Source organism: Bacillus sp. PS196, from assembly GCF_037963555.1.
Taxonomy (GTDB): Bacteria; Bacillota; Bacilli; order Bacillales; family Bacillaceae; genus Bacillus; species Bacillus subtilis.
Genome location: NZ_CP150159.1, coordinates 2,449,367 through 2,473,219 on the forward strand (window position 1 = coordinate 2,449,367; position 23,853 = coordinate 2,473,219).

Annotated in this window: 30 protein-coding genes and 1 riboswitch; of the genes, 3 read left to right on the top strand and 27 right to left on the bottom strand. The window is 44.6% G+C overall.

What is annotated here, in order from left to right:
* Window positions 1-27 precede the first annotated feature (27 nt).
* From NST79_RS12650 to NST79_RS12750, 21 genes are all read right to left on the bottom strand, one after another.
* Window positions 28-918, bottom strand: coding sequence for a farnesyl diphosphate synthase (locus NST79_RS12650; RefSeq protein WP_212058864.1), 891 nt, complete (start codon window positions 916-918; stop codon window positions 28-30).
* Complete coding sequence (locus NST79_RS12655; protein ID WP_003226409.1) at window positions 908-1,162, bottom strand: exodeoxyribonuclease VII small subunit; 255 nt, start codon at window positions 1,160-1,162, stop codon at window positions 908-910. Before NST79_RS12655 ends, NST79_RS12650 begins: the two co-directional genes overlap by 11 nt.
* Complete coding sequence (gene xseA, locus NST79_RS12660; RefSeq protein ID WP_212058865.1) at window positions 1,159-2,505, bottom strand: exodeoxyribonuclease VII large subunit; 1,347 nt, start codon at window positions 2,503-2,505, stop codon at window positions 1,159-1,161. The genes NST79_RS12655 and xseA overlap by 4 nt, the downstream gene beginning before the upstream one ends.
* A gap of 137 nt (window positions 2,506-2,642) precedes the next feature.
* Window positions 2,643-3,494, bottom strand: coding sequence for a bifunctional methylenetetrahydrofolate dehydrogenase/methenyltetrahydrofolate cyclohydrolase FolD (gene folD / locus NST79_RS12665; protein ID WP_003230259.1), 852 nt, complete (start codon window positions 3,492-3,494; stop codon window positions 2,643-2,645).
* An 11-nt stretch (window positions 3,495-3,505) separates the two neighbouring features.
* Window positions 3,506-3,901 (bottom strand): transcription antitermination factor NusB, encoded by a 396-nt coding sequence (nusB, locus tag NST79_RS12670; RefSeq protein ID WP_003230256.1) that lies wholly within the window; start codon window positions 3,899-3,901, stop codon window positions 3,506-3,508.
* A gap of 263 nt (window positions 3,902-4,164) precedes the next feature.
* The gene (yqhY, locus tag NST79_RS12675) at window positions 4,165-4,572 is read right to left on the bottom strand and encodes a fatty acid biosynthesis protein YqhY (RefSeq protein ID WP_003230254.1); all 408 of its coding nucleotides are present in this window, start codon (window positions 4,570-4,572) and stop codon (window positions 4,165-4,167) included.
* Window positions 4,573-4,592: 20 nt separating this feature from the next.
* Complete coding sequence (accC, locus tag NST79_RS12680) at window positions 4,593-5,945, bottom strand: acetyl-CoA carboxylase biotin carboxylase subunit (protein WP_003230253.1); 1,353 nt, start codon at window positions 5,943-5,945, stop codon at window positions 4,593-4,595.
* Window positions 5,946-5,956: 11 nt separating this feature from the next.
* Entirely contained in the window at window positions 5,957-6,436 is a 480-nt protein-coding gene (gene accB / locus NST79_RS12685; protein ID WP_144530376.1) for an acetyl-CoA carboxylase biotin carboxyl carrier protein, read from the bottom strand.
* 155 nt (window positions 6,437-6,591) lie between these two features.
* Window positions 6,592-7,248 (bottom strand): stage III sporulation ratchet engulfment protein SpoIIIAH, encoded by a 657-nt coding sequence (spoIIIAH, locus tag NST79_RS12690; protein WP_003230250.1) that lies wholly within the window; start codon window positions 7,246-7,248, stop codon window positions 6,592-6,594.
* On the bottom strand, window positions 7,249-7,938 hold the full coding sequence (gene spoIIIAG, locus NST79_RS12695) for a stage III sporulation protein AG (protein ID WP_014477307.1): 690 nt from the start codon (window positions 7,936-7,938) through the stop codon (window positions 7,249-7,251).
* The gene (gene spoIIIAF / locus NST79_RS12700) at window positions 7,931-8,551 is read right to left on the bottom strand and encodes a stage III sporulation protein AF (RefSeq protein ID WP_024573103.1); all 621 of its coding nucleotides are present in this window, start codon (window positions 8,549-8,551) and stop codon (window positions 7,931-7,933) included. Before spoIIIAF ends, spoIIIAG begins: the two co-directional genes overlap by 8 nt.
* A gap of 13 nt (window positions 8,552-8,564) precedes the next feature.
* A complete protein-coding gene (gene spoIIIAE, locus NST79_RS12705; protein ID WP_003230230.1) occupies window positions 8,565-9,764 on the bottom strand; it encodes a stage III sporulation protein AE in 1,200 nt (399 codons plus the stop codon).
* A gap of 18 nt (window positions 9,765-9,782) precedes the next feature.
* On the bottom strand, window positions 9,783-10,184 hold the full coding sequence (gene spoIIIAD / locus NST79_RS12710) for a stage III sporulation protein AD (protein ID WP_003230228.1): 402 nt from the start codon (window positions 10,182-10,184) through the stop codon (window positions 9,783-9,785).
* A 6-nt stretch (window positions 10,185-10,190) separates the two neighbouring features.
* Window positions 10,191-10,397 carry a stage III sporulation protein AC gene (spoIIIAC, locus tag NST79_RS12715; RefSeq protein ID WP_003153142.1) on the bottom strand — a complete coding sequence of 69 codons (207 nt, stop codon included), beginning with the start codon at window positions 10,395-10,397 and terminating at the stop codon, window positions 10,191-10,193.
* Window positions 10,398-10,419: 22 nt separating this feature from the next.
* Window positions 10,420-10,935: a stage III sporulation protein SpoIIIAB gene (spoIIIAB, locus tag NST79_RS12720; RefSeq protein WP_212058866.1), complete on the bottom strand. Its 516-nt coding sequence runs from the start codon at window positions 10,933-10,935 to the stop codon at window positions 10,420-10,422.
* On the bottom strand, window positions 10,929-11,852 hold the full coding sequence (gene spoIIIAA / locus NST79_RS12725) for a stage III sporulation protein AA (protein ID WP_144483064.1): 924 nt from the start codon (window positions 11,850-11,852) through the stop codon (window positions 10,929-10,931). The genes spoIIIAB and spoIIIAA overlap by 7 nt, the downstream gene beginning before the upstream one ends.
* 75 nt (window positions 11,853-11,927) lie before the next feature.
* Complete coding sequence (locus tag NST79_RS12730; RefSeq protein ID WP_004398639.1) at window positions 11,928-12,209, bottom strand: YqhV family protein; 282 nt, start codon at window positions 12,207-12,209, stop codon at window positions 11,928-11,930.
* A 147-nt stretch (window positions 12,210-12,356) separates the two neighbouring features.
* A complete protein-coding gene (gene efp / locus NST79_RS12735; RefSeq protein WP_003226377.1) occupies window positions 12,357-12,914 on the bottom strand; it encodes an elongation factor P in 558 nt (185 codons plus the stop codon).
* Between the two features lie 24 nt (window positions 12,915-12,938).
* Window positions 12,939-14,000 (bottom strand): Xaa-Pro peptidase family protein, encoded by a 1,062-nt coding sequence (gene papA, locus NST79_RS12740; protein ID WP_212058876.1) that lies wholly within the window; start codon window positions 13,998-14,000, stop codon window positions 12,939-12,941.
* Window positions 13,997-14,443 carry a type II 3-dehydroquinate dehydratase gene (aroQ, locus tag NST79_RS12745; RefSeq protein WP_003230223.1) on the bottom strand — a complete coding sequence of 149 codons (447 nt, stop codon included), beginning with the start codon at window positions 14,441-14,443 and terminating at the stop codon, window positions 13,997-13,999. Before aroQ ends, papA begins: the two co-directional genes overlap by 4 nt.
* Before the next feature lie 86 nt (window positions 14,444-14,529).
* Window positions 14,530-15,066, bottom strand: a complete 537-nt coding sequence (locus NST79_RS12750) for a YqhR family membrane protein (RefSeq protein WP_080348110.1) — start codon at window positions 15,064-15,066, stop codon at window positions 14,530-14,532.
* Between the two features lie 226 nt (window positions 15,067-15,292).
* Here NST79_RS12750 and NST79_RS12755 point away from each other — a divergent pair, with 226 nt between their 5' ends.
* Both NST79_RS12755 and NST79_RS12760 read left to right on the top strand, forming a co-directional pair.
* The gene (locus NST79_RS12755) at window positions 15,293-16,249 is read left to right on the top strand and encodes a DUF1385 domain-containing protein (RefSeq protein WP_048655107.1); all 957 of its coding nucleotides are present in this window, start codon (window positions 15,293-15,295) and stop codon (window positions 16,247-16,249) included.
* A 39-nt stretch (window positions 16,250-16,288) separates the two neighbouring features.
* Window positions 16,289-16,684: an SA1362 family protein gene (locus tag NST79_RS12760; protein ID WP_003226367.1), complete on the top strand. Its 396-nt coding sequence runs from the start codon at window positions 16,289-16,291 to the stop codon at window positions 16,682-16,684.
* Here NST79_RS12760 and NST79_RS12765 read toward each other — a convergent pair.
* The 3 genes from NST79_RS12765 to lipM all read right to left on the bottom strand — a co-directional run bounded on the left by NST79_RS12765 (window position 16,681) and on the right by lipM (window position 19,046).
* On the bottom strand, window positions 16,681-17,556 hold the full coding sequence (locus tag NST79_RS12765) for a patatin-like phospholipase family protein (RefSeq protein ID WP_014480243.1): 876 nt from the start codon (window positions 17,554-17,556) through the stop codon (window positions 16,681-16,683). The two genes, NST79_RS12760 and NST79_RS12765, sit on opposite strands and share 4 nt — an antisense overlap.
* A 125-nt stretch (window positions 17,557-17,681) precedes the next feature.
* Entirely contained in the window at window positions 17,682-18,110 is a 429-nt protein-coding gene (gene mntR / locus NST79_RS12770; protein ID WP_003236923.1) for a transcriptional regulator MntR, read from the bottom strand.
* A 99-nt stretch (window positions 18,111-18,209) separates the two neighbouring features.
* Entirely contained in the window at window positions 18,210-19,046 is an 837-nt protein-coding gene (gene lipM / locus NST79_RS12775; RefSeq protein WP_212058878.1) for a biotin/lipoate A/B protein ligase family protein, read from the bottom strand.
* Between the two features lie 190 nt (window positions 19,047-19,236).
* Here lipM and NST79_RS12780 point away from each other — a divergent pair, with 190 nt between their 5' ends.
* Entirely contained in the window at window positions 19,237-19,617 is a 381-nt protein-coding gene (locus NST79_RS12780) for a rhodanese-like domain-containing protein (protein WP_004398485.1), read from the top strand.
* Between the two features lie 34 nt (window positions 19,618-19,651).
* On the opposite strand, the gene gcvPB is transcribed toward NST79_RS12780, so the two are convergent.
* From gcvPB to gcvT, 3 genes are read right to left on the bottom strand one after another with little or no spacing between them, the layout of a single operon-like run.
* Window positions 19,652-21,118, bottom strand: a complete 1,467-nt coding sequence (gcvPB, locus tag NST79_RS12785; protein ID WP_101169537.1) for an aminomethyl-transferring glycine dehydrogenase subunit GcvPB — start codon at window positions 21,116-21,118, stop codon at window positions 19,652-19,654.
* Window positions 21,111-22,457 (bottom strand): aminomethyl-transferring glycine dehydrogenase subunit GcvPA, encoded by a 1,347-nt coding sequence (gene gcvPA, locus NST79_RS12790; protein WP_212058880.1) that lies wholly within the window; start codon window positions 22,455-22,457, stop codon window positions 21,111-21,113. The genes gcvPB and gcvPA overlap by 8 nt, the downstream gene beginning before the upstream one ends.
* Before the next feature lie 29 nt (window positions 22,458-22,486).
* Window positions 22,487-23,575, bottom strand: coding sequence for a glycine cleavage system aminomethyltransferase GcvT (gene gcvT, locus NST79_RS12795; RefSeq protein ID WP_212058882.1), 1,089 nt, complete (start codon window positions 23,573-23,575; stop codon window positions 22,487-22,489).
* 170 nt (window positions 23,576-23,745) lie between these two features.
* Window positions 23,746-23,847, bottom strand: a riboswitch (glycine riboswitch).
* Between the last annotated feature and the right edge of the window lie 6 nt (window positions 23,848-23,853).

Genomic DNA, 23,853 nt, shown 5'->3' on the forward strand with positions numbered 1-23,853 from the left:
GTGCAGCCGCTTCAAATTAGGATCGTTTTAGTGATCTCTTGCCGCAATTAAATCACATAGCTCATATAAAAGGTCTTTTTGAAGAGAGAGTCCGCCGATCAATCGCTTCGCCTCTTTTATATGAACATCCAATTTATGTTTGGCCCCTTCCAATGAAAGAAGCGACGGGTATGTCGATTTGTCATTTGTGGTATCCGAGCCGACACGTTTGCCGATTTTCTCTTCACTGCCTTCTAAATCTAAAATATCGTCTCTGATTTGAAATCCGATTCCAATGTGGCTGCTGAAGGTACGCAGTGTTTCAATGTCTTCCTCAGGCGCATCAGCCAAAATAGCACCGGCGATTACACAAAAGCCAAGGAGCTTGGCAGTTTTCCGTTCATGAATGGATTCGAGCTCTTCAAGCGTGACTTGTCGGTTTTCCGCTTCCATATCAGCTAATTGCCCACCGACCATGCCTTCGGTGCCTGCCGCTGAAATCAGTTCATTCACAAGCCGCAGGCGCTTTTCTGCTGACACCTCGTCTGACACGTGGGAGGTAATCAGCTTAAAGCTTTCTGTGAGCAGCCCGTCACCCGCTAATACTGCCGTCGCTTCACCAAACACTTTATGGTTTGTCGGCTTCCCGCGGCGCAAATCGTCATCATCCATGCATGGAAGATCATCATGAATTAACGAATACGTGTGAATCATTTCGACAGCACAGCCCACCGGAATGCCGTCTTTTTCGCTTTTTCCATATGCGTTTAAAACAGCCAGTACAATCAGAGGCCGCAACCGCTTTCCGCCGGCCTGTAGAGAATACAGCATAGATTTCTTTAATGAGTCCGGCATATCAAGCTTTTCTGTATAGACAGAAAGCTGATTTTCAATTGTTTTTTTCCGGTCCGCCAGAAAGCTCGTTAATTTATTTGTCACCTTCGTCTTCCTCCTGAACACTGAAAGGTGCCAGTTCGCCGTCTTCTTTTAAAATGAAGTCCATTTGCTTTTCGACTTTTTGCAGCTTTTCATGGCACATTTTTGACAGAGCCATGCCTTCTTGGAAATAGTTAATGGCTTGCTCTAGAGGCACATCTCCCTCTTCAAGCTTTGATACAATGCTCTCAAGCCCTTTCATCGCTTCTTCAAATGTCATGTTTTCATTTTTTTTCACGTCTGTCATTTTTCTTCCCCTCTCTTTTCTAATACTTCACAGGTCAGCACGCCATCCTTCAGCTTGACTTCAAGCCGGTCCTGCTCTTCTATTTGACTGACACTTTTAATGAGTTTATCTTCTTTATAAGCCAAGCTGTATCCTCTTTCCATCACTTGAAGAGGGCTTAGTGCATTCAGCTTGCCAAGAACGGTTTGAAATTGGGAATGCAGCTGCTTCATTTGGATATTCATATTTTTTCTCAGCTGATTTGTTTGTTCCTGGTATCGTGTTCTCGCTTGTTTCAGCTGTTCATGAGGATGCAGTGCCTCTAATCTGTACGTTTCACGCTCCAGCTGTCTGCTTTTCCGATCTAAAAGAGCGGTCAGCTGTGCTTGAAACTGCTGGTACGCGAGGTCAAACTGCTGCTCTTTTTGCGTATACAAACGCTTTGGAAAACGAAAGGCATAGGACGATTGCAGCGTTTGAATCCGTTCTTTTTTCTGGCCGAGGTGCTGCTGCATCGCTCTTGTCATTCTGACTTCCGCTGTTTTTGTGCGTTCGATTAAATCAGTGGTATGAGGCACAGCAATCTCAGCTGCTCCTGTCGGCGTCGCGGCTCTGATATCGGCGACAAAATCACTGATCGTAAAATCCGTCTCATGTCCGACTGCCGATATAATCGGAATATTGGAAGCAAAGATGGCGCGTGCTACAATTTCTTCATTGAATGCCCACAGTTCTTCTATCGAACCGCCGCCTCTCCCGACAATTAATACGTCGCAAATCTCTTTTTCATTTGCCTCTTCAATGCGCGTAACGATGGATCTGCTCGCATTTTCACCTTGTACGAGCGCTGGAAGAACAATGACTTTTACAAGGGGATATCTTCTTTTTAGAGTTGTAATAACGTCTCTGACAGCGGCACCCGTTGGAGATGTCACAACCCCGATTGTGGCTGGAAATGCGGGGATTTGTTTTTTGTAGCGGTCGTCAAATAAACCTTCTCCGGCAAGCTTCTTTTTTAATTCTTCGTACGCTAAATAAAGCGCTCCAACCCCGTCAGGCTGCATTTCTTTGGCATATAATTGATAGTTTCCGCTCGGTTCATATACGGAAATTCCGCCTCTGACCAGCACTTTCATTCCGTTTTCAGGTTTAAAAGGCAGACGCTCGCTTTGTCTCGCGAACATCACCGACTGCATTCTTGCGTTTTCGTCTTTTAAAGTGAAATAAATATGCCCTCGTGTGTGTATCTTTACATTCGACAATTCGCCTTTAATCCAAATATTTTCAAGGTGAGGATCTACATCGAATTTTCGTTTTATATACTTTGTCAGCGCTGAGACGGTCACATACGCTGCTTCACCCATGTCTAAAAACTCCTCTCCTAAGCATTCCTGCACCATAACTAAAGAAAACCCGCCCTGGCTTTAGGAGCCTGAAGAAGCGGGTATCGTGCTCATATTCAAGGCGGGTAAACATTTCGCCTGTGAATATCTCCAATTATCTATGATAACGTACGTTTCGCAGATTTAACAGTATTATGCGCAAGCATCGTGATGGTCATCGGACCTACTCCGCCCGGAACCGGCGTGATGAAGGACGCTTTTTCCTTTGCCCCTTCAAATTCAACGTCTCCGCAAAGCTTTCCGTTTTCCAGACGGTTAACGCCGACGTCAATGACAACAGCGCCCTCTTTGATCTGGTCTGCACTGATGAAGTTGGCTCTGCCGACTGCCACCACCAGGATGTCCGCTTTTTTCGTATGTTCAGTAATATTTTCTGTTCTTGAATGACAGTAAGTAACCGTCGCGTTTTCATTTAATAAAAGCTGGCCGACAGGTTTGCCGACAATGTTGCTTCGGCCGACTACAACAACCTCTTTACCGGAAAGGTCAATATTGGTTTTCTTCAAAAGCTCAACAATTCCATGAGGCGTGCAAGGAAGAAACGTATCTTCGCCAAGCAGCATTTTCCCTACGTTTAACGGATGAAAACCGTCTACATCTTTATCAGGAGAGATACGTTCGATCACCGCTTTTTCAGAAATATGGTCTGGGAGCGGAAGCTGAACGAGAATGCCATGAAACTCAGGGTCTTGGTTATATTGATCAATAATGGAAAGCAGTTCAGCTTCTGTGAGGCTGCTGTCAAATTGATCGAGCTTGAAATTCATTCCCATTGTTTCTGCCGCTTTTTTCTTTCCTCGCACGTAAGAGTGAGAAGCAGGATCATCTCCAATCAAAATAACCGCCAGTCCGGGAGTGACGCCTTGCTTTTTAAGCTCTTCTACCTCTTTTGCCAATTGTTCGCGTTTTTCTCTAGCCGTTTCTTTTCCGTCGATGATTGTTGCAGTCATTTTCTTTCCTCCTATGATTGTTCAATATCAGATTTAATGTTAGAAAGAACCCCGTTTACAAACTTTGTCGCTTTGTCATCACCAAACCGTTTTGCCAGCTCAATCGCTTCGTTCATGGAGACATTCACCGGAATGTCTTCGGCATATGCCATTTCATATGCTGCCAGGCGCAAAATCGCACGGTCAACATTGGCAATCCGATCGAGCTTCCAATTCACCAGATGCTTGGAGATCATTTCATCCAGCTGGTCTTGGTGTTCCAATACCCCGTGTACAAGCTGTTCAAAGAAAGGATCTGTTTTTTCTTCATCCAGTGCGTGTTCTATGGCTTCATTCACTGCAATATCGCTGACATCAATTTGAAATAGTGCCTGCAAAGCTTTTTCTCTTGCTGTTCTTCTTTTCATTTTCTTTCTCCTTTGATCCTCTTTATCCGCTTGTCGTTAAGCCACAAAGAGATCATAACATATTTTTTTCGTATCCGCATATTGAAATCAAGGTTTTTTTACCCTATTACCGAATATTTTCACACACCCTAATATGATTATTCGGATTTCACGTTCATGAAGAAACTCGGCTATGTAAGCCGGCTTTCTTCATGCTTTGAAATAAAGGGTAACGTGTAAAAAAACCAAAGGGCCGCCCTCCCCTTGGTTTCGTGTTAAGCCATTTACATTTCTTCGTCGATTTGGACTTCTTGGGCTTTTGTGTCAAATTGAATGCCGACGATGTGAATATTGATCTCGTTAATCGAAAGAGACGTCATATTTAATAAGGTTTGACGAATGTTTTCCTGAACGGATGCTGCAACTTTCGGAATCGAAACGCCAAATGTAACGACACAGTATACATCGATCGTAATTCCGTCATCCGCAAGGTCGACTTTGACACCTTTGCCATGATTCACTTTGCCAAAGCGCTCAACGACGCCTGTCGCAAAGTTTCCGCGCATTTCGGCAACTCCATCAACTTCTGATGCTGCAATGCCGGCAATGACCTCAATGACCTCCGGTGCAATCTCAACCTTACCCAAATGCGTATCTTCGTGATCCATCTTAAGCAAGCTGTTGTCTTTCATTCAATTCACCTCCGTAAAAATTATGAGCCCATTACATCATATGTTTCTAAAAATTTCGTATTAAACTCTCCGCTCACAAATGTTTCGTGTTCAAGCAGTTTTAAATGGAAAGGGATTGTTGTCTCAATGCCTTCGATGACGAATTCGCTCAATGCGCGCTTCATGCGGGCAATCGCTTCATCTCTCGTTTTTCCGTATGTGATTACCTTTGCAATCATGCTGTCATAGTACGGTGGGATGGAATAGCCAGGGTACGCAGCTGAATCGACACGGACACCAAGACCGCCAGGAGGCAGGTACATTTTAATTTCACCAGGTGACGGCATGAAATTTTTGCTTGGGTTTTCTGCGTTGATTCGGCATTCGATGGCCCAGCCTTCAAATTCAACATCTTCTTGCTTGAGGCTCAGTTCCATTCCTGAAGCCACTTTGATTTGTTCCTTGATCAGGTCAGTTCCCGTCACCATTTCTGTGACTGGGTGCTCCACCTGGATTCTCGTGTTCATTTCCATGAAGTAATAGCGCTGTTCATTGTAGTCATAGATAAATTCAACTGTTCCAGCACCTGTATAGCCAACCGCTTTTGCAGCCTTTACCGCTGCATCTCCCATTTGCTCCCTGATTTCTGAATCAAGGGCAGGAGACGGTGATTCTTCCAAAAGCTTTTGCAGGCGTCTTTGGATCGAGCAGTCGCGTTCGCCCAAATGGATCGTATTTCCGTAGTTATCAGCAAGCACTTGGATCTCAACGTGGCGAAAATCTTCTATGTATTTTTCGATGTATACACCTGGATTTCCGAATGCAGTTGCCGCTTCCTGCTGTGTAATCTTAATGCCATTAATCAGTTCCTCTTCAGTGCGAGCAACCCTAATTCCTTTTCCGCCTCCGCCTGCGGTGGCTTTTATAATTACAGGATACCCAATTTCATTAGCAAGCGAAACCGCTTCTTCCACATTTTCTATAATTCCCTGTGAACCCGGTACGATTGGCACGCCGGCCTGTTTCATCGTTTCCCGCGCAACGTCTTTTGTTCCCATTTTTGAAATGGCGTCAGCGCTCGGGCCGACAAACGTGACATTCACTTCTTCACATAATTCAGCGAAATCAGCATTTTCAGCTAAAAATCCGTATCCCGGATGAATGGCGTCCGTGCCAGTCAGCTTTGCAACACTCACAATATTTGTAACGTTTAAATAGCTGTCTTTTGATGCTTTCGGTCCGATACAAAAAGCTTCATCGGCCATTTGAACATGAAGGGCATCTTTATCAGCTTCTGAATAAACAGCGACAGTCTCAATTCCGAGCTCTCTGCAGGCTCTGATGATTCTGACAGCAATTTCTCCTCTGTTGGCGATCAATAGCTTTTTAATCATGTTCAGTCTCCTTACTCCGCTTTTACAAGAAATAGAGGTTGTCCGTATTCGACCAGCTGGCCGTTTTCTACTAATACTTCAACGATTTCGCCTTTCACTTCTGCTTCGATTTCGTTGAAAAGCTTCATCGCTTCCACAATGCAGACAACTGTGTTTTCATTTACTTTTGAACCGGCTGTTACATACGGGCCAGCTTCCGGTGATGAAGAAGCATAAAATGTTCCTACCATTGGTGAAGTGATTTTATGCAGATTCTCATCTTGCTTTGGTACTTCTTGGGCAGGTGCCGCTGCTTGCTGCGCTTGCGGCTGAACTGCCTGCGGAGCCTGTGCTTGTACAGGTGCTGCCGGTGCCTGCTGCATAACTTGAACCGTGCCTGCTTCGTGTTTTTTCAGTTTTAAGGATACACCTTCATTTTCATATACGAATTCGTCAATTGTAGACTCGTCAATTGCTTTAATCAGCTCGTGGATTTCTTTGATATTTAACATTCAATCGCACTCCTATGTATGAAATTTCTTTTTTATAGGTTACTACTAAAAGTACATACTATGTTCATCTTACAGGAGCGGACTTTTGAATTCAACTCTAATATGACAGCAACGCAAAAAGCCCGCTTGTTTAGCGGGCTTCTTTTTCCTCTTTCTTACTTGGATGGTTCAAATGTGACAGCGACATCTTTCATTGTTTTGATTTCTTTTGCCACAAGGTCTATAATGGCTGTCGCCTTCGATTTGGAGTGTTTGTCTGATTTGACTGTAATATTGATTTTATCTCCTTCAGCATTAACGAGCGCATCCTCGTAACCTTGTGTTTTAATCAGCGTTTCCAGCTGTTTTTCTGTTCCTTCCACTTCACTGAGAGCCGTCATTTTATCGTATGCTTCGCTTTTCTCCTTGGCTGTTGCATCATCGCTTGATACAATGGCATTCAGCTCTTCTCTTTCTTTGCTTCTGGCATCTTCTAAATCAAGACGGTACGTTGTAAACAAATCATCATCGGCTGTTTCCGTAACAACAGTTCCTTTTTCACTGGCTTCAGCGGATGTTTCCTTGTCTGCTGATGAATCTTTCGTTCCCTTTGTTCCATCTTCTTTTCCTTTTTCAGTTTCTGTACCGCTTTTTTCCTTCGTGTCTTGCTTGGCAGGCGCTTTTTCAGTTGCGACCTCTCCGCTGTCAGACGCGCTTTTTTCACTTTGCATCTGCACGGCGTTTTTGCTTTCCGGCGACATGATATAGTAGACGCTTAACACCACGACAAGACTAAGCATTGTTAATAGCCAAACGGTTTGTTTTTTAAGCATTTATGAATCCTCCTTTATTTTTTTAGGGGCAACCGCAACCCGGTGGCTTGGAACATCCAGGACCCGTGTCACCGCTTCGATAATGGTTTGTTTTATTTGAACGTTGTCCACTCCTTGAGCAACAACGAGTACACCGCGTATATCAGGTTTTTTCGTTTGGACGACGACAGGTGTTTCTTTATCGCCGTTTTTGATCATGACGATTTCTTCCTCCGATGTTTGGTCTGTAACGCTTCTTGTTCCGCCTTCTTTATCAGTTTCTTCAGTGGTTGTATTTTTGTTTGATTTGTTTTTTTCGTATACTTTCAGCGACGTTGCATCTACATTCACGACAACCGAGACATCGTCCACACCAATGATTGTTTCAAGAATTTCTTTCAGCTGATTTTCGTACTCTTTTTCATAGTCATCGATCGAGTCTTTAGGTTTATCAGATTTTGAGGCTTTAAACACTTCGGCTGTTTTCTCTTTGCTGTCTGCGGAATGTTGCGATGATACGGCCGTTATCGTTTTGGCGTTTTCTGTTTTCTCAGGTGAAGAAAACAGCTGGCTGACAAGCATAAAGGAAACTCCGAGAACAAAAACGAATAGAAAGTAATGATATTTGGTCAGCTTCGGCTTTTCGCCGTCCTTCGTTTGTCCCGGAAGAAACTGCTTTTTCAATACATTCCATAATCCGTTTTTATTCATTGCCGACACTCTCCCCGCCTTCCATATGAACCGTAATTTTCTCACTTCCGATTTCCCAAATGTCCGCGAGCCGCGTTTGTATCTGTTTGGCTTCTTTTTGTTCGGCTGCTTCTTTCGTTACGTATGCATGATCTGTATCAATGTGGACCGGCGCGACCGTTTGGACCGTTTTTTCAGAAGACGGGGCCATATACACGCTGATTGTTTTAATATCCTCTTCTGAATCTACCTTTTCTCCTGCCGTGAGTTTGATGCGGCCTACTTTATATTCATCATGACTGAATCTCTCCTCCGCTTTCTTTTTTAGTTGGACAGCCATTTCTTCTAGAATATATGCGCGCTGGGAAGCTTGTATTTCTATTTTTTTTGAATTGATTTGATTTTTTATGTCGGCAGACTCTGACTGCCCGTTTTTTGTGAGATATTCAAAGATGATTTCGGGGTCTGTCTTGAAAAGTTTAAAAATCGGCGTAAGCATGACGACAATCAAGAGCAGGCTGACTACCATTTTTGCGTACTTTTGCATGCTGGAGCTCGGCAGCAGCATATCAATCACAATTGCAAATAGGATAAACAACACGATAGTGGTAAGCCATTCCGTTAAAAAACTCATTCGCCTGCCTCCTTCATTTCATCATCATCGTGAGGTTTCCGGCTGTGATTATGACAGTAAGGCTTAAAAAAAACATGAGAGACACAATAGCGAGAGCTGCAAAAATATAAATGACGCTTTTGCTGATGACGTCGAGGCAGGTGATGACGGGTCCGCCTCCAAGCGGCTGAAGAATCGCGGCTGCCAGCTTATAAATAAAAGCGAGGGAAAGCACTTTGATTGCCGGAAATGCCGCGATACAGATCAAAATAGCGACACCGAGAATCCCTACCGTATTTTTCAGCAGTAAAGAGGCGCTGATTACTGTATCTGTTGCGTCTGTAAACATTCGGCCAAGCACAGGAATAAAATTTCCGGTTATAAATTTAGCCGTCCTGAGCGTAATGCCGTCTGTCACTGCAGCTGAGGCTCCCTGAACAGAGATGACGCCGAGAAAGATGGTAAGAAAAACAGCCAGCGCTCCGATGGCGATATTTCTGAGCAGGTTGGCCAGCTGTGTTACTTTGTATTGTTCGGTCATGGTGCTGACAATGCTCAGAATCGCTGATAAGAAAATCAGCGGCATGACGATATTCTGAATCAAGAGACCGCTCGTGTTCATCAGGAAGAGGATAACAGGATGAAAGAAGGCAGCAGATACAGCTCCGCCTGAGGAAGCCAAAAGCGCCAAGAGGAGCGGAATGAGCGCCAGGATAAAGCTGGTCATCGTTTGAATCGCCTCAGTTGCATAGTTAATTGCCACATGAAAGCTATTAAGCGCAAGGATAATCAGCACCATGTACACAATTGAGTAAGCGACCTTACTGACGGTGCTTTGCTGAAAAGCATTTTGCAGAAGCTGCAGAATGACGCAAAAAATCGTGAGCAAAATCAATGTGCCCAGCAGCTTTCCGTTGGCAAGCACTTCATGAAACAAATAAGAAAAGAGAGCTTTCAGCCATTCTTGCGGTGAGAATGATTTATCGCCATTGATAAACTCCATTAAGCTACCTTTTTGGCTTTCCGGCAGCAGTCCGCCGTATTCTGTCATAATGTCATTCCAAAATTCCCCGATCTTATCTGTTTCAAGCGAGGCTGCTGTCCTTTCCGCTAATTGCTCGGCTGTTTCAGCATGGTCTTCCGTTTGTTCTGCATTACCAGCTGCTTGTACAATTTCTGCACGGCCTGCTATGATCAGCACGGCCAAAAGCAAAACCCATTGAAAGCGCTTCAATCTACCGCCTCCTTTCGGTTATGACATAGAAGGTATAAGTCCGAGAATCGTTTCGATAATGACGGTTAAAATAGGCACAGCCATTACGAGTATTAAAATTTTCCCCGCCAATTCTATTTTCGAGGCGATGGCTCCTTGACCGGCATCTTTTGTGAGCTGTGCCCCGAATTCAGCAATATAGGCGATTCCGATAATCTTTAAAATGGTTTCAACATAGACCATGTTGACATTTGCATTAATCGCAATTTTTTCTATCATTCGAATAATGTCGTAGATTTGGTCTACCAAATAAAGAAAAATGGCACATCCGGCAAAAACGACGATTAAAAACGCAAAAGTCGGCTTTTGTTCTTTTACAATTAAAGAAAGGAAGGTGGCGATCAGCCCTAAACCTACAATTTGAACAATGTCAATCTGCAAGCCCCCCTATCCTTGGAATAAAAACACAGCTTTTATCTTTTTAAATAGGTCATCTACAATCGTGGCGACCATAAATAAAATATAGATAAAACCTAACAGCGTCACCCACTGAGCGTATTCTTTCTTGCCCATCTGATCCAATATCGTGTGTAAAAAAGCGACCACGATTCCCACTCCGGCAATTTGAAATATGACATTCACGTCTACTCCCATTTTATTTTTGCTCCCCTCACGTTTACATCAATAGAAGAATGAGTAACAAGCCCGCTAAAAAGCCCAAACTTTTTATCATTTTTTCATTTTTCGCTTGCGCCTGCTCAGCATCCGCTTCAGAGCCTTCCAAATGTGTCAGCGCCAGCTTGATGTGCTTTTGCTGAGAGATTCGATCATGAATCCCGAGCGTCTCGCCAAACTGCTTCAGCACTTCGTATTCGCTTTTTTTCAAAGACAGGGTGTCCCATACCTTCTTTAAGCTTTGCTCCCACGCCGTTTTCGCGGAATCACTTCCCTTGTCCAGCTGATCACTGAATGCGGAAAAAAGAGCTGAAACAGGCTGTGCGAGCTGTTTGGCAATCTGCTGTGAAGCAGTATGAAGCGGTGTATGGCCGTACATGATTTCAGCCTCGAGGGATTGAAGCGCCGCACGCAGCTGGCGGATTTGCCGCGGCCGTTCTGTATAAATCTTCGCCATCTCAAAACCTGTCCATGTTGTCGCTACCACAATGAATACAGCGCCCAGCAACTTCAGCATGTTTTCACGCCCGTCGTCCTAGACAGCACATTTCCGTCTTTGTCATAAATGCGGCTCACTGTGCCCGGCCCTTTTGCTCTTGATAATTCCAAATAGCGGTCAAAGGCTCTTTCTTCCCACAAACGCTTCAATGAAGGCCGCTTCATCAGGTCGGATATGCTCCAGCCATGCGCCGATACGATTACTGAAACACCGGCATGCAGCGCCTCCAGAAGTGCATCTGTATCTTCCATACGCCCGATTTCATCGACAATCATCACCTCAGGGCTCATGGATCGAATCATCATCATCAGCCCTTCAGCTTTTGGACAGGCGTCTAACACGTCAATTCTCTGACCAAATTGATGCTGCGGAATGCCGCGAAGACATCCGGCAATTTCTGACCGTTCATCGACGATTCCTGTCTTAACGGGCAGCATGGGTTTTTTGCCGGTGCTTGAGAGCCTCGCAAGGTCCCGGAGAAGTGTTGTTTTGCCTGTTTGGGGCGGTCCGATAATCAGCGTATTCAGCCAGCTGTTTTGATATAAGTATGGAAGCAGCGGCTCCGCAATCCCCAGCTTTTGCCGGGCAATTCGTATATTAAAAGATGCGATGTCACGGAGGCCTTTCACACCTCCGTTTTCCGTAATGACTCTGCCCGCCAGTCCGACTCTGTGGCCGCCTCTGATCGTGACATACCCTTTCTTCAGCTCTTCTTCAAGAGTATACATACTATAGTTGCTAAGCCGGCTCAGGATCAGATGGGCATCCTCGGCCGTGCCCGCATAGGACAAATAAACAGGTTGTCCTCTTCGAATCAATTCAACAGGGCGGTTGATCCGAATTCTGACTTCTTCGATTTCCAGCCATTGTTGTTCCGGTATTTCAGAAAGGGCGTTTTTCATGGATTCGGGGAGAACCTCAGCGATTTCATTCAACAGAGCCTCCTCCTTTCTACCGATTGGCTTCTTTAAAATGTATGATGTGAGGCAGACTTTATGACAAGCCTCTCTTTATTTATGAACACCCGCCAAAATCAAAACAACACCCGTAAAAATCAGAATCAGCTTTGCATACGAAAGCTGCCCGGCAATTTGGTAGATTCCGACAGTCATCGTAATGATAAAAATCAACGGACCGACAATAGCGAGAATGCTGTTAACCACAACCGCCTTCCGGACATCGTTGGTCACAAGCATGACAATTGCTGCCGTCAGCTCAATCATAGAGGATAAAACTCGTAATCCCGCCATTGTTAAAACAGTAGAATTGATATTTCCAAGTAAAAATTTCATAGCACTCTCCCAACCTCCCATTTTTTTATATGATATGCTCTAGCTTGCTGAAGTAGTCTTGTCATTTTCGTATAAAAGAAAGATTCTGTTTTTGGGCACAAAAAAAAAAGCCTGCTCCCATTTGGGAACAGACTTCTTTTTTTCTTTCTATGCTCTTGAAACGTAAGAACCGTCTGATGTATTGACAACAAGTGTGTCGCCTTCATTCACAAAGAACGGCACGTTTACAACAAGCCCGGTTTCAGTTTTCGCAGGTTTTGTACCGCCTGACGCTGTATCACCTTTAATACCAGGTTCAGTTTCAACAACTTTCAGCTCAACTGTGTTTGGAAGTTCGATACCAAGTGTTTCATCCTGGTACATCATGATATGCACAGACATGTTTTCTAGCAGGTATTTTAATTCTTCTTCGATTTGAGTTGCGCTCAGTTCAAGCTGCTCATAAGAAGAAGTATCCATAAATACGTGCTGATCTCCGTTTGCATATAGATATTGCATTGTTTTGGTTTCGATTTGCGCTTTCGCTACTTTTTCACCAGCGCGGAATGTTTTTTCCTGAATGGCGCCAGTGCGAAGGTTGCGGAGTTTAGAGCGGACAAATGCCGCACCTTTTCCAGGTTTTACGTGCTGGAAGTCAACGACGCGCCAAATGCCGCCATCTACTTCAATTGTTAATCCTGTACGGAAATCGTTAACTGAAATCATGTTTAATGTCCTCCTATATTCCAATCACAAAATAATAAGTTCTTTTGGGGAATGGGTGATTGTCCGGTTGCCGTTTTCTGTAATCACGATGTCATCTTCAATGCGGACACCGCCTGTTTCTGGTATGTAAATGCCCGGCTCCACTGTGACCACCATACCCGGTTCAAGGATAGCTGAAGATCTGACGGATAATCCCGGCGATTCATGAACTTCCATGCCGAGCCCGTGCCCGGTTGAATGGCCGAAATAGTCACCGTAGCCTTTTGCAGCAATATGATCCCTTGTGAGGGCGTCAGCCTCTTTTCCTGTCATTCCCGGCTTAATATGTGCGACGCCAAGCGCCTGAGCATCAAATACAACCTGATAGATCTCCTTCAATTGATCACTGGGCTGACCTACAGCGACCGTCCGGGTAATATCAGAACAATATCCTTTATAATAAGCGCCAAAATCAAGCGTAACAAGGTCTCCGCTTTCAATCAGTTTGTCACTGGCCACACCGTGCGGAAGGCTTGAACGAAGGCCTGAGGCGACAATCATATCAAAAGAAGAGCTGTCTGCTCCCTGGCTTCTCATATAAAACTCCAGCTCATTGGCAACAGCGATTTCAGAAATGCCGGGTTTCATAAACGTCAAGATATGTCTGAAGGCATCATCTGCAATCCTCGCAGCTTCCTCTAATATCTTAATCTCTTCACTAGACTTAATCAAGCGCAACTTTTCCACGGATTCAGCCACAGGCACTAATTCGGCATCACTGATAACGGCGCTGTATGAAGCGTAAGTGCCATATGTCATGCTGTTCTGTTCAAAGCCGAGACGCTTGATGCCAAACGATTCAACAGTGTCGGCAGTGGTCTGAATCAAGCTGCCGCCATGTTCAATGATCTCAAAACCCTTTACCTGAACCTTCGCCTGCTCAGTATAACGAAAATCCGTAATAAACGCTGCTTTGTCACCCGATATAACAGCCAAACCCGCCGAACCTGTAAACCCTGTCATATAGCGTACATTCGTGTTGCTTGTAATCAGCATGCCGTCAATTCCCAGCTGTCCAAACAGGTTTCTTAATTTCTCTAGCTTCATCTTGATTCTCCCCCTTGCTGGCTTAATAAGTAGCGAACAGCAAGCTTGTAGCCTTCAGCTCCAAGACCGACAATCTGCCCTTTCGCAACAGGAGCGATAACCGACTGATGCCTGAATTCTTCCCTGGCGTATAAGTTTGATAAATGCACCTCTACCACAGGAAGACTGATGCTTGAAACAGCATCCCTGATCGCATAGCTGTAATGACTCAGGGCGCCGGGGTTCAGAACAATCCCGCTGTATTGCTCCTCAGCCTCATGTATCGCATCTATCAAATCACCTTCGTGATTAGACTGGAAGAAAGTGAGCTGGATATGTAAGGCTTCAGCAAACTGAAAAAGATCTGTTTCAATATCGGTCAGTGTCTGGCGGCCGAATACTTCAGGCTCACGACTCCCAAGCCGGTTAACATTCGGTCCGTTCAAAATCAAAAAATGAGGCACATAATCTCTCCTTTTCGCGAGGGTTTCTCATGTAAAAAATGTTCACTTCTCGTGAACATTTTATCATACTGGAAAAGGATTATACACTATTCTCTATGCATTCCCAGCGCACGTGCAAGCTTTTCCGAATTCAGCTCATTGTATTCAAATGAAATGGAATACCCGACAAACAGCCCGTAAAGCAAATAAATGCAAATGGTCGTAATAATTGTATCTGATGTCAGTTCGGTCACCGTGCGCACATCTGGAAAAATCGGATTAAAAACAAAAAACACGAGCAGCCAAAGCACCAAGCCGTATAAAATACCCGGCCACATTGTTTTTAAACGTTTCAATAGAAGAAAATAAAGAAATGCTGCGCCAATTGAAATTACTCCAATCAAAATGATGCTGATTACCGTTCCCAGCCCATGTTTTTTCCACTCTCCGAGTACAAACGGCTGCAATATCATATTCGGGCTGATTTCGGAAAAATGAAACAAATATGCGATATAAGCAACGAAACTCCAAAGTATGCCTCCGCAAAAACCTGTTGCCGCCACCCTGCCGGCCATTGAAACAGGCGGCTTTTGCTTCTCATTCAATTCTTCATTTTGTTCTGTATCTTTTTCGCTTGTCATCATGGCACCTCCAGTTAAAGTGTGCCCAAAAAATGAAATGTCAATAAAAAAGCTCACACTTTTTGGCAGCTGCGAGTAAAATTTGAAAATAACGGGTATAATGCATGTAGAAAAAGCAAGGCTATGACAATTTTTTCAGCCTGTCAATCTAGAGGTTTAGCGCTGTTTCCTGTACAATAGAGTGAAAGGAAATGGTTAGCAATCCTAAAGAAATAGGCAGGTTGATAATATGTCAAAACATAAAGTTCCGCCCGCTTACGGCGGGCAGGCTGTTGTGGAAGGCGTTATGTTTGGCGGAAAGCATCATTACGTTACAGCCATCAAAAGAACGGATGGAAGCATTGACTTTTTTAAGCTTCCACGCAAACACAACCCGAAACTGAACATCGTGAAAAAGATCCCATTTTTACGGGGGATCGCGGCCATTATCGAAGCGAGTGCAAACGGCACAAAGCATCTGAATTTTTCAAGCGAACGTTACGGGCTCGATCCATCTGAAGACGAGACACTTGAGCAGGAAGAAAAAAAATCCTCCGGGCTGTCTATGTATCTCAGCCTCGCAGTTATAGGCGTCCTATCATTTTTGTTCAGTAAATTCGTATTTACATTGGTTCCAGTTTTCTTAGCTGAACTGACAAGGCCGATTTTTTCCTCGGACACAGCGCAAATCGCGGTTGAAAGCCTGTTTAAGTTGATTTTGCTGCTCGGTTACATCTATTTTTTGTCCATGACACCGCTCATTAAAAGAGTGTTTCAATATCATGGAGCCGAACATAAAGTCATAAACTGTTATGAACAGAATTTGCCAATTACTGTGGAGAATGTCCAAAACCAATCTCGGCTTCATTACCGCTGCGGATCAAGCTTTATTTTATTTACGATTATTGTCGGCATGTTTGTTTATTTACTTGTTCCGACAGATCCGCTTTGGCTGCGTGTAATAGATCGTGTCGCACTGATACCGGTCGTGCTTGGTATATCCTTTGAAGTTCTGCAGCTGACAAACAAAGTGCGTGACATTCCCGGTCTGAAATTACTTGGGTACCCGGGTCTTTGGCTTCAGCTGTTAACCACAAAGGAACCTAAGGATGATCAGGTTGAAGTTGCCATCGAAAGCTTTAACGAACTTCTCAGACTCGAAGCATTGTCTGAGCAAAATCAGAAGCCTTCTCACAACGTCATCTAAAATCCGTTGCCCTGCTATTACTTTCGGAGGTGGACAGTTATGAATCATCGTGTACAACCTATTATTGCTGTATTAATTGCGCTGGGAGCGTTCGGTTTCCTCTATGTGCTGGTAACCAATCCCGGTGAAATGGCAAAAATGGCGGTAACCGTCATCGTGGCAGGTATCATTATTTATTTTATTGTGAAATATGTAATGAATCGAAATGCGGGCAGCGAAGGAGCAGCCTTCAAAAAAGCGGCGAAACAATCGCGGCGCCGGATGAAAGAACAAAAAGCAAAACACCGCGCCGGACATAAGGGACGTGTCAGCCACCTGCGAAGCGTTCCGAGCGCCAGCAAGCCTAAGCCGATGATTCTCAAGAAAAAAAGCCAGACTCAGCTGACTGTTATAGAAGGGAAAAAAAATAAAAAGAAAAACAGAGCGCTTTTTTAATAGGTCCACTGCTTTAAAAACAGCTCTGTCCGTCTTTTACCTAGCTCAATCAGGGCTAGTTTTTTTTGTTGTGTTAAATGAAAATCAGTTGCCATTACGCCATCAACCGGGAGAAAAATGATATTTTGTTCATAGCGTGATGCAATGTGCCTTGCGTCATGGGCATCCTTCATCGTTTCAAACAGGGCGCCGAACAGTTCAAAAGCGTTGCGGATATTTTTTTTCGGACGCTCTCTTTCACGCGGCGCAAGCGTCACACCGATCACAGGGCGCTTTCTTTCCTTTGAAAACAGCCAGATGGGGAAATTGCTTAACACACCTCCGTCGACAACCGTGGCGGTGCCTGTGTCCGTTTTTAATTTTATCGGTTCAAAAAAATACGGAATGCTGCAGCTCATTCTGACCGCTCTGGCAACCGGGAACATATCGGGATTTAACCCGTAACGGGCCAAATCGTCCGGCAAAACAATCATGGTGCCGTTTGTCAGATCAGAAGCAATAAGGCGCAGAGACCCTTTTTGCAAATCGCCGAAAACCCTTATGCCTTTCGCTCTTAACAGATCAGCAATCCATTTTTCTATCGTATCGCCTTTGTATAATCCAAGACGCCAGTAGATGGACACCCACTGGAGCATCTTTAAGGGGAGAAATGAGTACCTCTGATCCAGCAATTTCTCTCCGTCCACTTCTTCAATTAAAGCGTGGATTTCCTTACTGGTGTAACCTGACGCAATGAAAGCGGCAATAATGGCGCCGGCGCTTGTACCCGCAACTCTTTTAAAGCGGAAGCCTTTTTCCTCAAGCACTTCATAAGCGCCTGCGAGCGCAATGCCTTTTACTCCTCCGCCGGAAAACACACCGTCAATATACATCTCATTCCCTCCCCCTCCATCCGATCGTTTATTACCATTTTAAGAAAACACGCGAAGAAATAGACCAACGAATGACGGGTGGCGTCAGCGTATCAAAAAAGACGGCCTCCTTCGAGACCGCCTTTTTACTGATTATGATGTTCTGTTTTCTTTTGGATTGATTTCAGATCTTTTTTACGGGCATCATCTTCTTCAAAATATTGTACAAGATCCCCGATGCGATCAATACTGTTCCAGCTTAAATGATGTTCGATTCCTTCGACATCGTTATATATTTTCTCTTCATCAACACCAATGATTCTTAAAAACTGCTCAAGCAATTCATGTCTGTATACCAGCCGTTTGCCTATTTTTTTCCCTTTAGACGTTAACACGAGACCGCGATATTTTTCATAAATTAAATATTCGTCTTTATCTAGTTTTTGAACCATTTTTGTTACAGAGGAGGGATGGACTGCCAATGCTTCCGCGATATCGGAAACTCGTGCATATCCTTTTTCTTCAATCAGCATATAAATCTGTTCAATATAATCTTCCATACTTGGTGTTGTCATCGAAACCCTCCCAAAAAGCACCTTAACTTTATAAACCATTACAAGTTTACACTAATGAACTTGAAAAAACAAGGATGCTCCGCGGGTCAAAAGCCCTGTTTACCGCTTATAATTCCATTCATCTGAAGCGTACTTTGTTTCAGCCAAGTGATGAACAAAATCAAGCTCTTCCTGAGAAAGTTCATATGGCTCCAAATGAATGTTAAGACCTGTTTCAAATCCTTCTTTAAAGGCTTTACGAGCCTCATCCATCGTCACCAGCTTTTCAGTGAGTTCATTAATGGCAACCGCTTTATTTTTGAAATTGCGCTGCATCCGTTCTCTTACTCTTTCACTCGGATATAAGAACAGATCGAACAGCTTATCCTCATCCAAATCAAGCAGAATGGAGCCATGCTGAAGAATCACGCCTTTTTGTCTCGTTTGCGCGCTTCCCGCCACCTTGCGCCCCTCAACCACTAGCTCATACCATGAAGGCGCGTCAAAACAAACAGATGACCGCGGATTTTTTAAGCTTTCTTTTTCTTTTTCAGTTCTCGGGATGGCAAAGTAAGCGTCCAGACCGAGATTTCTAAAGCCTTGAAGTATGCCTTCTGAAATAACCCGGTAAGCCTCAGTAACAGTTGCCGGCATCTCGGGGTGCTCTTCCGAAACAATTACGCTGTATGTCAGTTCCTGATCGTGCAGCACACCTCTCCCGCCGGTCGGGCGTCTGACGAATCCGAGATTATATTTATGTACTGCTTCAAAATTGATTTCCTTTTTAATATTTTGAAAATACCCTACAGAAAGTGTCGCCGGATTCCAGCCGTAAAAACGGATAACCGGGGGGATTTTCTTTTCGCTGTGCCAATATAAAAGCGCTTCATCAAGCGCCATATTGAATGCAGGACTTGCATTGCCTGAGTCTATAAACCGCCAAGTTTCTTTTTGCATTTTAAGACCTTCCTTACCGTTTTAATAGAATCAGTTTATCAAACTGTCGGGAAAATGAAAAATATTTTAGTTCCATTATAGATGACAATCACGCTGTGCTTTACTATAATAGTATTTGTCGAAAACGGCTCTATGACCTTGTTTTATGAAGCAGGGTTTTGATTTTATATGCTAAAGGAGTAGAATCACATTGTCTAATATGATCGTTTTGATTATTTTTGCTGCATTTATCATCTATATGATTGCTTCATATGTCTATCAGCAGCGAATTATGAAAACACTTACCGAAGAAGAATTCCGCGCGGGTTACCGCAAAGCGCAGCTTATTGATGTTCGTGAGCCAAATGAGTTTGAGGGCGGACATATTTTAGGCGCCCGCAACATCCCGCTTTCCCAGCTGAAACAGAGAAAAAATGAGATCCGTACGGACAAGCCTGTTTACCTGTACTGCCAAAACAGTGTCCGCAGCGGACGCGCGGCACAAACCCTGCGCAAAAACGGCTGCACTGAGATTTACAACCTAAAAGGCGGCTTTAAAAAATGGGGCGGAAAGATTAAAGCGAAGAAATAAAGCAAACAGCTGTCTGGTAGACAGCTGTTTTTATTTATCTTTCTTCTGCCTCGTATCTGAGCACCGGGTGTCTCGCCGCTTTTGTTTCATCCATTCTTTTTACAATCGTTGTATGCGGGGCCTCCTGAACAAGCTCCGGATTCTCCTCCGCTTCTTTTGCGATTTGAATCATAGCATCAATAAACGCGTCCAGTGTTTCCTTTGATTCGGTCTCTGTCGGCTCGATCATGATGCATTCTTCAACATTAAGCGGGAAATAAATCGTCGGCGGATGATAGCCGAAATCAAGCAGCCGTTTTGCAATATCAAGCGTACGCACTCCCAGCTTTTTCTGCCGCTTCCCTGATAATACAAATTCATGCTTGCAATGGCGGTCAAATGGAAGATCGTAATAAGGCGCGAGTTTTCTCATCATATAGTTGGCGTTTAACACTGCGTTCTCAGTAACAGCCTTTAATCCGTCAGGCCCCATGGAGCGAATATACGTATACGCTCTCACATTAATGCCAAAGTTGCCGTAATACGGCTTCACACGGCCGATCGCATGAGGGCGGTCATAATCAAACGTAAAGCGCCCTTCTTTTTTGACTAAAACTGGCTTTGGCAAATAAGGAATCAGATCTTGTTTTACGCCGACAGGGCCTGAGCCCGGGCCTCCGCCGCCATGAGGGCCTGTGAATGTTTTATGCAGGTTGAGGTGCACCACGTCAAATCCCATATCACCAGGTCTCGCCTTGCTTAAAACGGCATTTAAATTAGCGCCGTCATAATACAGTTTCCCCCCCGCTTGGTGTACAATTTCCGCCATCTCTGTAATCTGCTCCTCAAACAAGCCGAGCGTGTTCGGATTCGTCAGCATAAGCGCTGCAGTTTCTTCATTCACTGCTCTTTTTAAATCCTCTAAATCAACAAGCCCTTTTTCATTCGATTTCACCGTAACGGTTTCAAAGCCTGCTACTGTCGCTGATGCAGGATTCGTCCCATGCGCGGAATCAGGGACAATGACCTTCGTCCGCTTGAAATCCCCGCGAGCTTCATGATAGGCACGGATCATCATCAGCCCCGTCCATTCGCCGTGCGCTCCGGCAGCAGGCTGAAGCGTAACCTCATCCATTCCCGTTATTTCTTCAAGGTGCTTGCTTAAATCATATAAAAGCTCTAATGCGCCTTGCACCGTGTCTTCATCCTGAAGGGGATGAATCGCAGCAAAACCAGGTATACGCGCGATTTTTTCATTGATTTTCGGATTGTATTTCATCGTGCAAGAACCGAGAGGATAAAAACCGGAATCCACCCCGTGATTGCGTTTGGACAGCGCTGTATAATGGCGCATGATGTCCAGCTCTGAAACCTCCGGCAGCGCTGCGTCTTCGTCACGAATATAGGTGTCTGACAAGAGGTCCTCCAATTCGATTTCCGGTACATCGAGCTCCGGCAGACTGTAGCCGATTCGGCCTTCTCTTGAAAGTTCAAAAATAAGTGCCTGGTCCTGATTACTCATGGCGATCCCCCAATTCCTGAATGAGTGCGTCAATTTCTTCTTTTGTTCTCAGCTCCGTTACAGCAATCAGCATATGGCAGTCCAGCTCCGGATACGTCAACCCAAGATCATATCCGCCAATCATGCCTTTTGCCAGCAAACGCTTGTTCACAGCTCTCACCGGCTCATCCAGTTTGATGACAAATTCATTAAACATCGGCCCATCAAACATAACGGTAAGGCCTGCTTTTTTTGCTTCTTGCTTTGCATAGTTGGCTTTTAAGAGATTTTGGCGGGCTATATCTTTTACGCCGTTTTTTCCGAGAGCAGTCATGGCCACTGATGCTGCCAGCGCATTTAAAGCTTGGTTCGAGCATATATTTGATGTTGCTTTATCCCGGCGGATATGCTGCTCCCTGGCTTGCAGGGTAAGCACAAAGCCTCTTTTTCCGTTTTCGTCTTCCGTTTGTCCGACGAGACGGCCCGGCACCTTTCTCATTAATTTTTTAGTAACGGCAAAAAAGCCGCAATGCGGGCCGCCGTATGCTGAAGGAATGCCGAAAGGCTGCGCATCACCGACGACGATATCAGACTGAAACTTGCCCGGCGGAGTGAGAAGACCAAGCGCCAGCGGGTTGGCTGAAACAATAAACATGGATTTCCCTTGATGAGCGATAGGCTCAATATCCTTTAGCGGCTCGATCCGGCCGAAAAAATTCGGGTATTGAACGATCACTGCGGCTGTGTTCTCGCAAACGGTTTGACGCAATGCATCAAGATCCGTAACGCCATCCGCAGCGGGTACTTCAACAACATCAATATACTGACCTTTTGCGTACGTTTTCAGCACCTCTCGCGATTCAGGATGCACGGTTTTTGACACAACAATTTTTTTCTTTTTCGTGTGGCCTGAAGCAAGCATTGCTGCTTCTGCCAAGGCTGTTCCGCAGTCATACATCGAGGAGTTGGCGATATCCATGCCTGTCAGTTCACAGATCATCGTTTGGAATTCAAAAATAGCCTGGAGCTCTCCTTGTGAAATCTCTGGCTGATAAGGCGTATATGCGGTATAAAACTCAGAGCGTGAAATGACATGATCCACAATGACAGGCTGATAGTGGTCATATACACCCGCTCCTAAGAAAGAAGCGTATTGTACGGTATCACGATTTTTAGAGGCCAGCTTTGTCAGTTCTCTTGTTAATTCTGTTTCTGATTTCGCTTTTTTGATTTGATACTCTTTTTTATATTTGACGTTTTCCGGTATATCAGCAAATAAATCATCGATGCTGCTTACGCCGATAGTAGCAAGCATCTCCTGTTTATCCTTTTCTGTTGCGGGCAAATAACGGTGCTTCATGTGTTGTCTCCTCTCTCCAAGAAAAAATATTAGCGTTTATAAAATGGTGTTTTGACAACCTTTGCTTTCACTAATTTTTTGCGTATCTCTACATCTACAACAGTCCCGATCTCACTCGTTTCCGAATCAATTAAGGCAAGGCCGACGTTTTTTCCTAATGTCGGTGACTGCGTGCCGGTTGTCACCTTTCCGACAGACTTGCCATTTTGGAAAACCTCATATCCGTGCCGCGGTATCCCTTTTTCAATCATTTCGAGACCGACAAGTTTGCGCTTCGCTCCGTTTTCTTTTTGTTCACTCAATACTGACTTACCAAAAAAGTCAGACTCCTTTTTGTGCTTTACAGCAAAGCCTATACCTGCTTCAATCGGTGTAATATCCCGGGTCAGCTCCTGACCGTAGAGCGGGAGCTTCGCTTCAAACCGGAGTGTATCACGTGCACCGAGACCGCATGGAATCAATCCGTATGCATCCCCTGCATCGATGATTTTTTTCCAAATATGCATAGCATCATCACTGCGGCAGTAAATTTCATACCCGTCTTCTCCCGTATAGCCAGTGCGTGAAATAAGTGCTTTGCGGCCGCTGATATCGGCTTCATCAATAAACGCAAACGGCTTTAATGCAGACACATCCGCATCTGTCAGATTTTTTAAGACCGCTTCTGCTTTCGGTCCCTGTACAGCCAAGAGCGCGATTTGGTCTGACTGATTGTCAATCTGTACATCACCTGCTGCATGTTCTTTCATCCAAGCCAAGTCTTTATCTATATTAGAAGCATTAATGACAAGCAGATAGCGGTTCTCTCCTTTTTGATAGATAAGCAAATCATCGACGGTTCCGCCATCCGGGTAACACATCGCTGTATATTGAGCACGGCCTGGCGTTAATGCGGAAACATCATTTGTCATCAATCTTTGCAAAAAAGACAGACTGTCGTTCCCTGACACTTCGACTTCTCCCATATGAGATACATCAAACAAACCGGCTGCAGTTCGGACAGCCTCGTGTTCTTTTTTTATAGAAGAAAATTGAACAGGAAGCTCCCAGCCTCCAAAATCAATCGTTTTTCCTCCATATTCCTTATACAGGTCAAATAACGGCGTTCTGTTCAGCATCTAATTCCTCCCCTTTATCAACGGCGCAGCTAAAAACATACAAAAAAGGACAGAGAAACACCTCATGTAAAATGAAGGTTCTCTGTCCTGGCACCTGAAAGTTTACTTTGCATACGCAAAGACGTCCCCTTTGGTGGTTTGCGCATCCGCACAAACACTCTCCAGAGTTGCGTCGAGCAAGAGTTCTTTTGCCTGAGAGATTCACTCCGCAGTTTGCTCCTTCGGCGCCTGTATCCCGAGGTTTTCGGTCAGGTCTCTCCCCTTGCTGTCATTCGCTC

Bases quoted from the DNA above. Each gene is read 5' to 3' on its own strand.
- NST79_RS12655 (WP_003226409.1), bottom strand. From the start codon at position 1,162: ATGACAGACGTGAAAAAAAATGAAAACATGACATTTGAAGAAGCGATG.
- xseA (WP_212058865.1), bottom strand. From the start codon at position 2,505: ATGGGTGAAGCAGCGTATGTGACCGTCTCAGCGCTGACAAAGTATATA.
- folD (WP_003230259.1), bottom strand. From the start codon at position 3,494: ATGACTGCAACAATCATCGACGGAAAAGAAACGGCTAGAGAAAAACGC.
- nusB (WP_003230256.1), bottom strand. From the start codon at position 3,901: ATGAAAAGAAGAACAGCAAGAGAAAAAGCTTTGCAGGCACTATTTCAA.
- yqhY (WP_003230254.1), bottom strand. From the start codon at position 4,572: ATGAAAGACAACAGCTTGCTTAAGATGGATCACGAAGATACGCATTTG.
- accC (WP_003230253.1), bottom strand. From the start codon at position 5,945: ATGATTAAAAAGCTATTGATCGCCAACAGAGGAGAAATTGCTGTCAGA.
- accB (WP_144530376.1), bottom strand. From the start codon at position 6,436: ATGTTAAATATCAAAGAAATCCACGAGCTGATTAAAGCAATTGACGAG.
- spoIIIAH (WP_003230250.1), bottom strand. From the start codon at position 7,248: ATGCTTAAAAAACAAACCGTTTGGCTATTAACAATGCTTAGTCTTGTC.
- spoIIIAG (WP_014477307.1), bottom strand. From the start codon at position 7,938: ATGAATAAAAACGGATTATGGAATGTATTGAAAAAGCAGTTTCTTCCG.
- spoIIIAF (WP_024573103.1), bottom strand. From the start codon at position 8,551: ATGAGTTTTTTAACGGAATGGCTTACCACTATCGTGTTGTTTATCCTA.
- spoIIIAC (WP_003153142.1), bottom strand. From the start codon at position 10,397: ATGGGAGTAGACGTGAATGTCATATTTCAAATTGCCGGAGTGGGAATC.
- spoIIIAB (WP_212058866.1), bottom strand. From the start codon at position 10,935: ATGCTGAAGTTGCTGGGCGCTGTATTCATTGTGGTAGCGACAACATGG.
- NST79_RS12730 (WP_004398639.1), bottom strand. From the start codon at position 12,209: ATGAAATTTTTACTTGGAAATATCAATTCTACTGTTTTAACAATGGCG.
- efp (WP_003226377.1), bottom strand. From the start codon at position 12,914: ATGATTTCAGTTAACGATTTCCGTACAGGATTAACAATTGAAGTAGAT.
- papA (WP_212058876.1), bottom strand. From the start codon at position 14,000: ATGAAGCTAGAGAAATTAAGAAACCTGTTTGGACAGCTGGGAATTGAC.
- NST79_RS12750 (WP_080348110.1), bottom strand. From the start codon at position 15,066: ATGATGACAAGCGAAAAAGATACAGAACAAAATGAAGAATTGAATGAG.
- NST79_RS12755 (WP_048655107.1), top strand. From the start codon at position 15,293: ATGTCAAAACATAAAGTTCCGCCCGCTTACGGCGGGCAGGCTGTTGTG.
- NST79_RS12760 (WP_003226367.1), top strand. From the start codon at position 16,289: ATGAATCATCGTGTACAACCTATTATTGCTGTATTAATTGCGCTGGGA.
- NST79_RS12765 (WP_014480243.1), bottom strand. From the start codon at position 17,556: ATGTATATTGACGGTGTGTTTTCCGGCGGAGGAGTAAAAGGCATTGCG.
- mntR (WP_003236923.1), bottom strand. From the start codon at position 18,110: ATGACAACACCAAGTATGGAAGATTATATTGAACAGATTTATATGCTG.
- lipM (WP_212058878.1), bottom strand. From the start codon at position 19,046: ATGCAAAAAGAAACTTGGCGGTTTATAGACTCAGGCAATGCAAGTCCT.
- gcvPB (WP_101169537.1), bottom strand. From the start codon at position 21,118: ATGAGTAATCAGGACCAGGCACTTATTTTTGAACTTTCAAGAGAAGGC.
- gcvPA (WP_212058880.1), bottom strand. From the start codon at position 22,457: ATGAAGCACCGTTATTTGCCCGCAACAGAAAAGGATAAACAGGAGATG.
- gcvT (WP_212058882.1), bottom strand. From the start codon at position 23,575: ATGCTGAACAGAACGCCGTTATTTGACCTGTATAAGGAATATGGAGGA.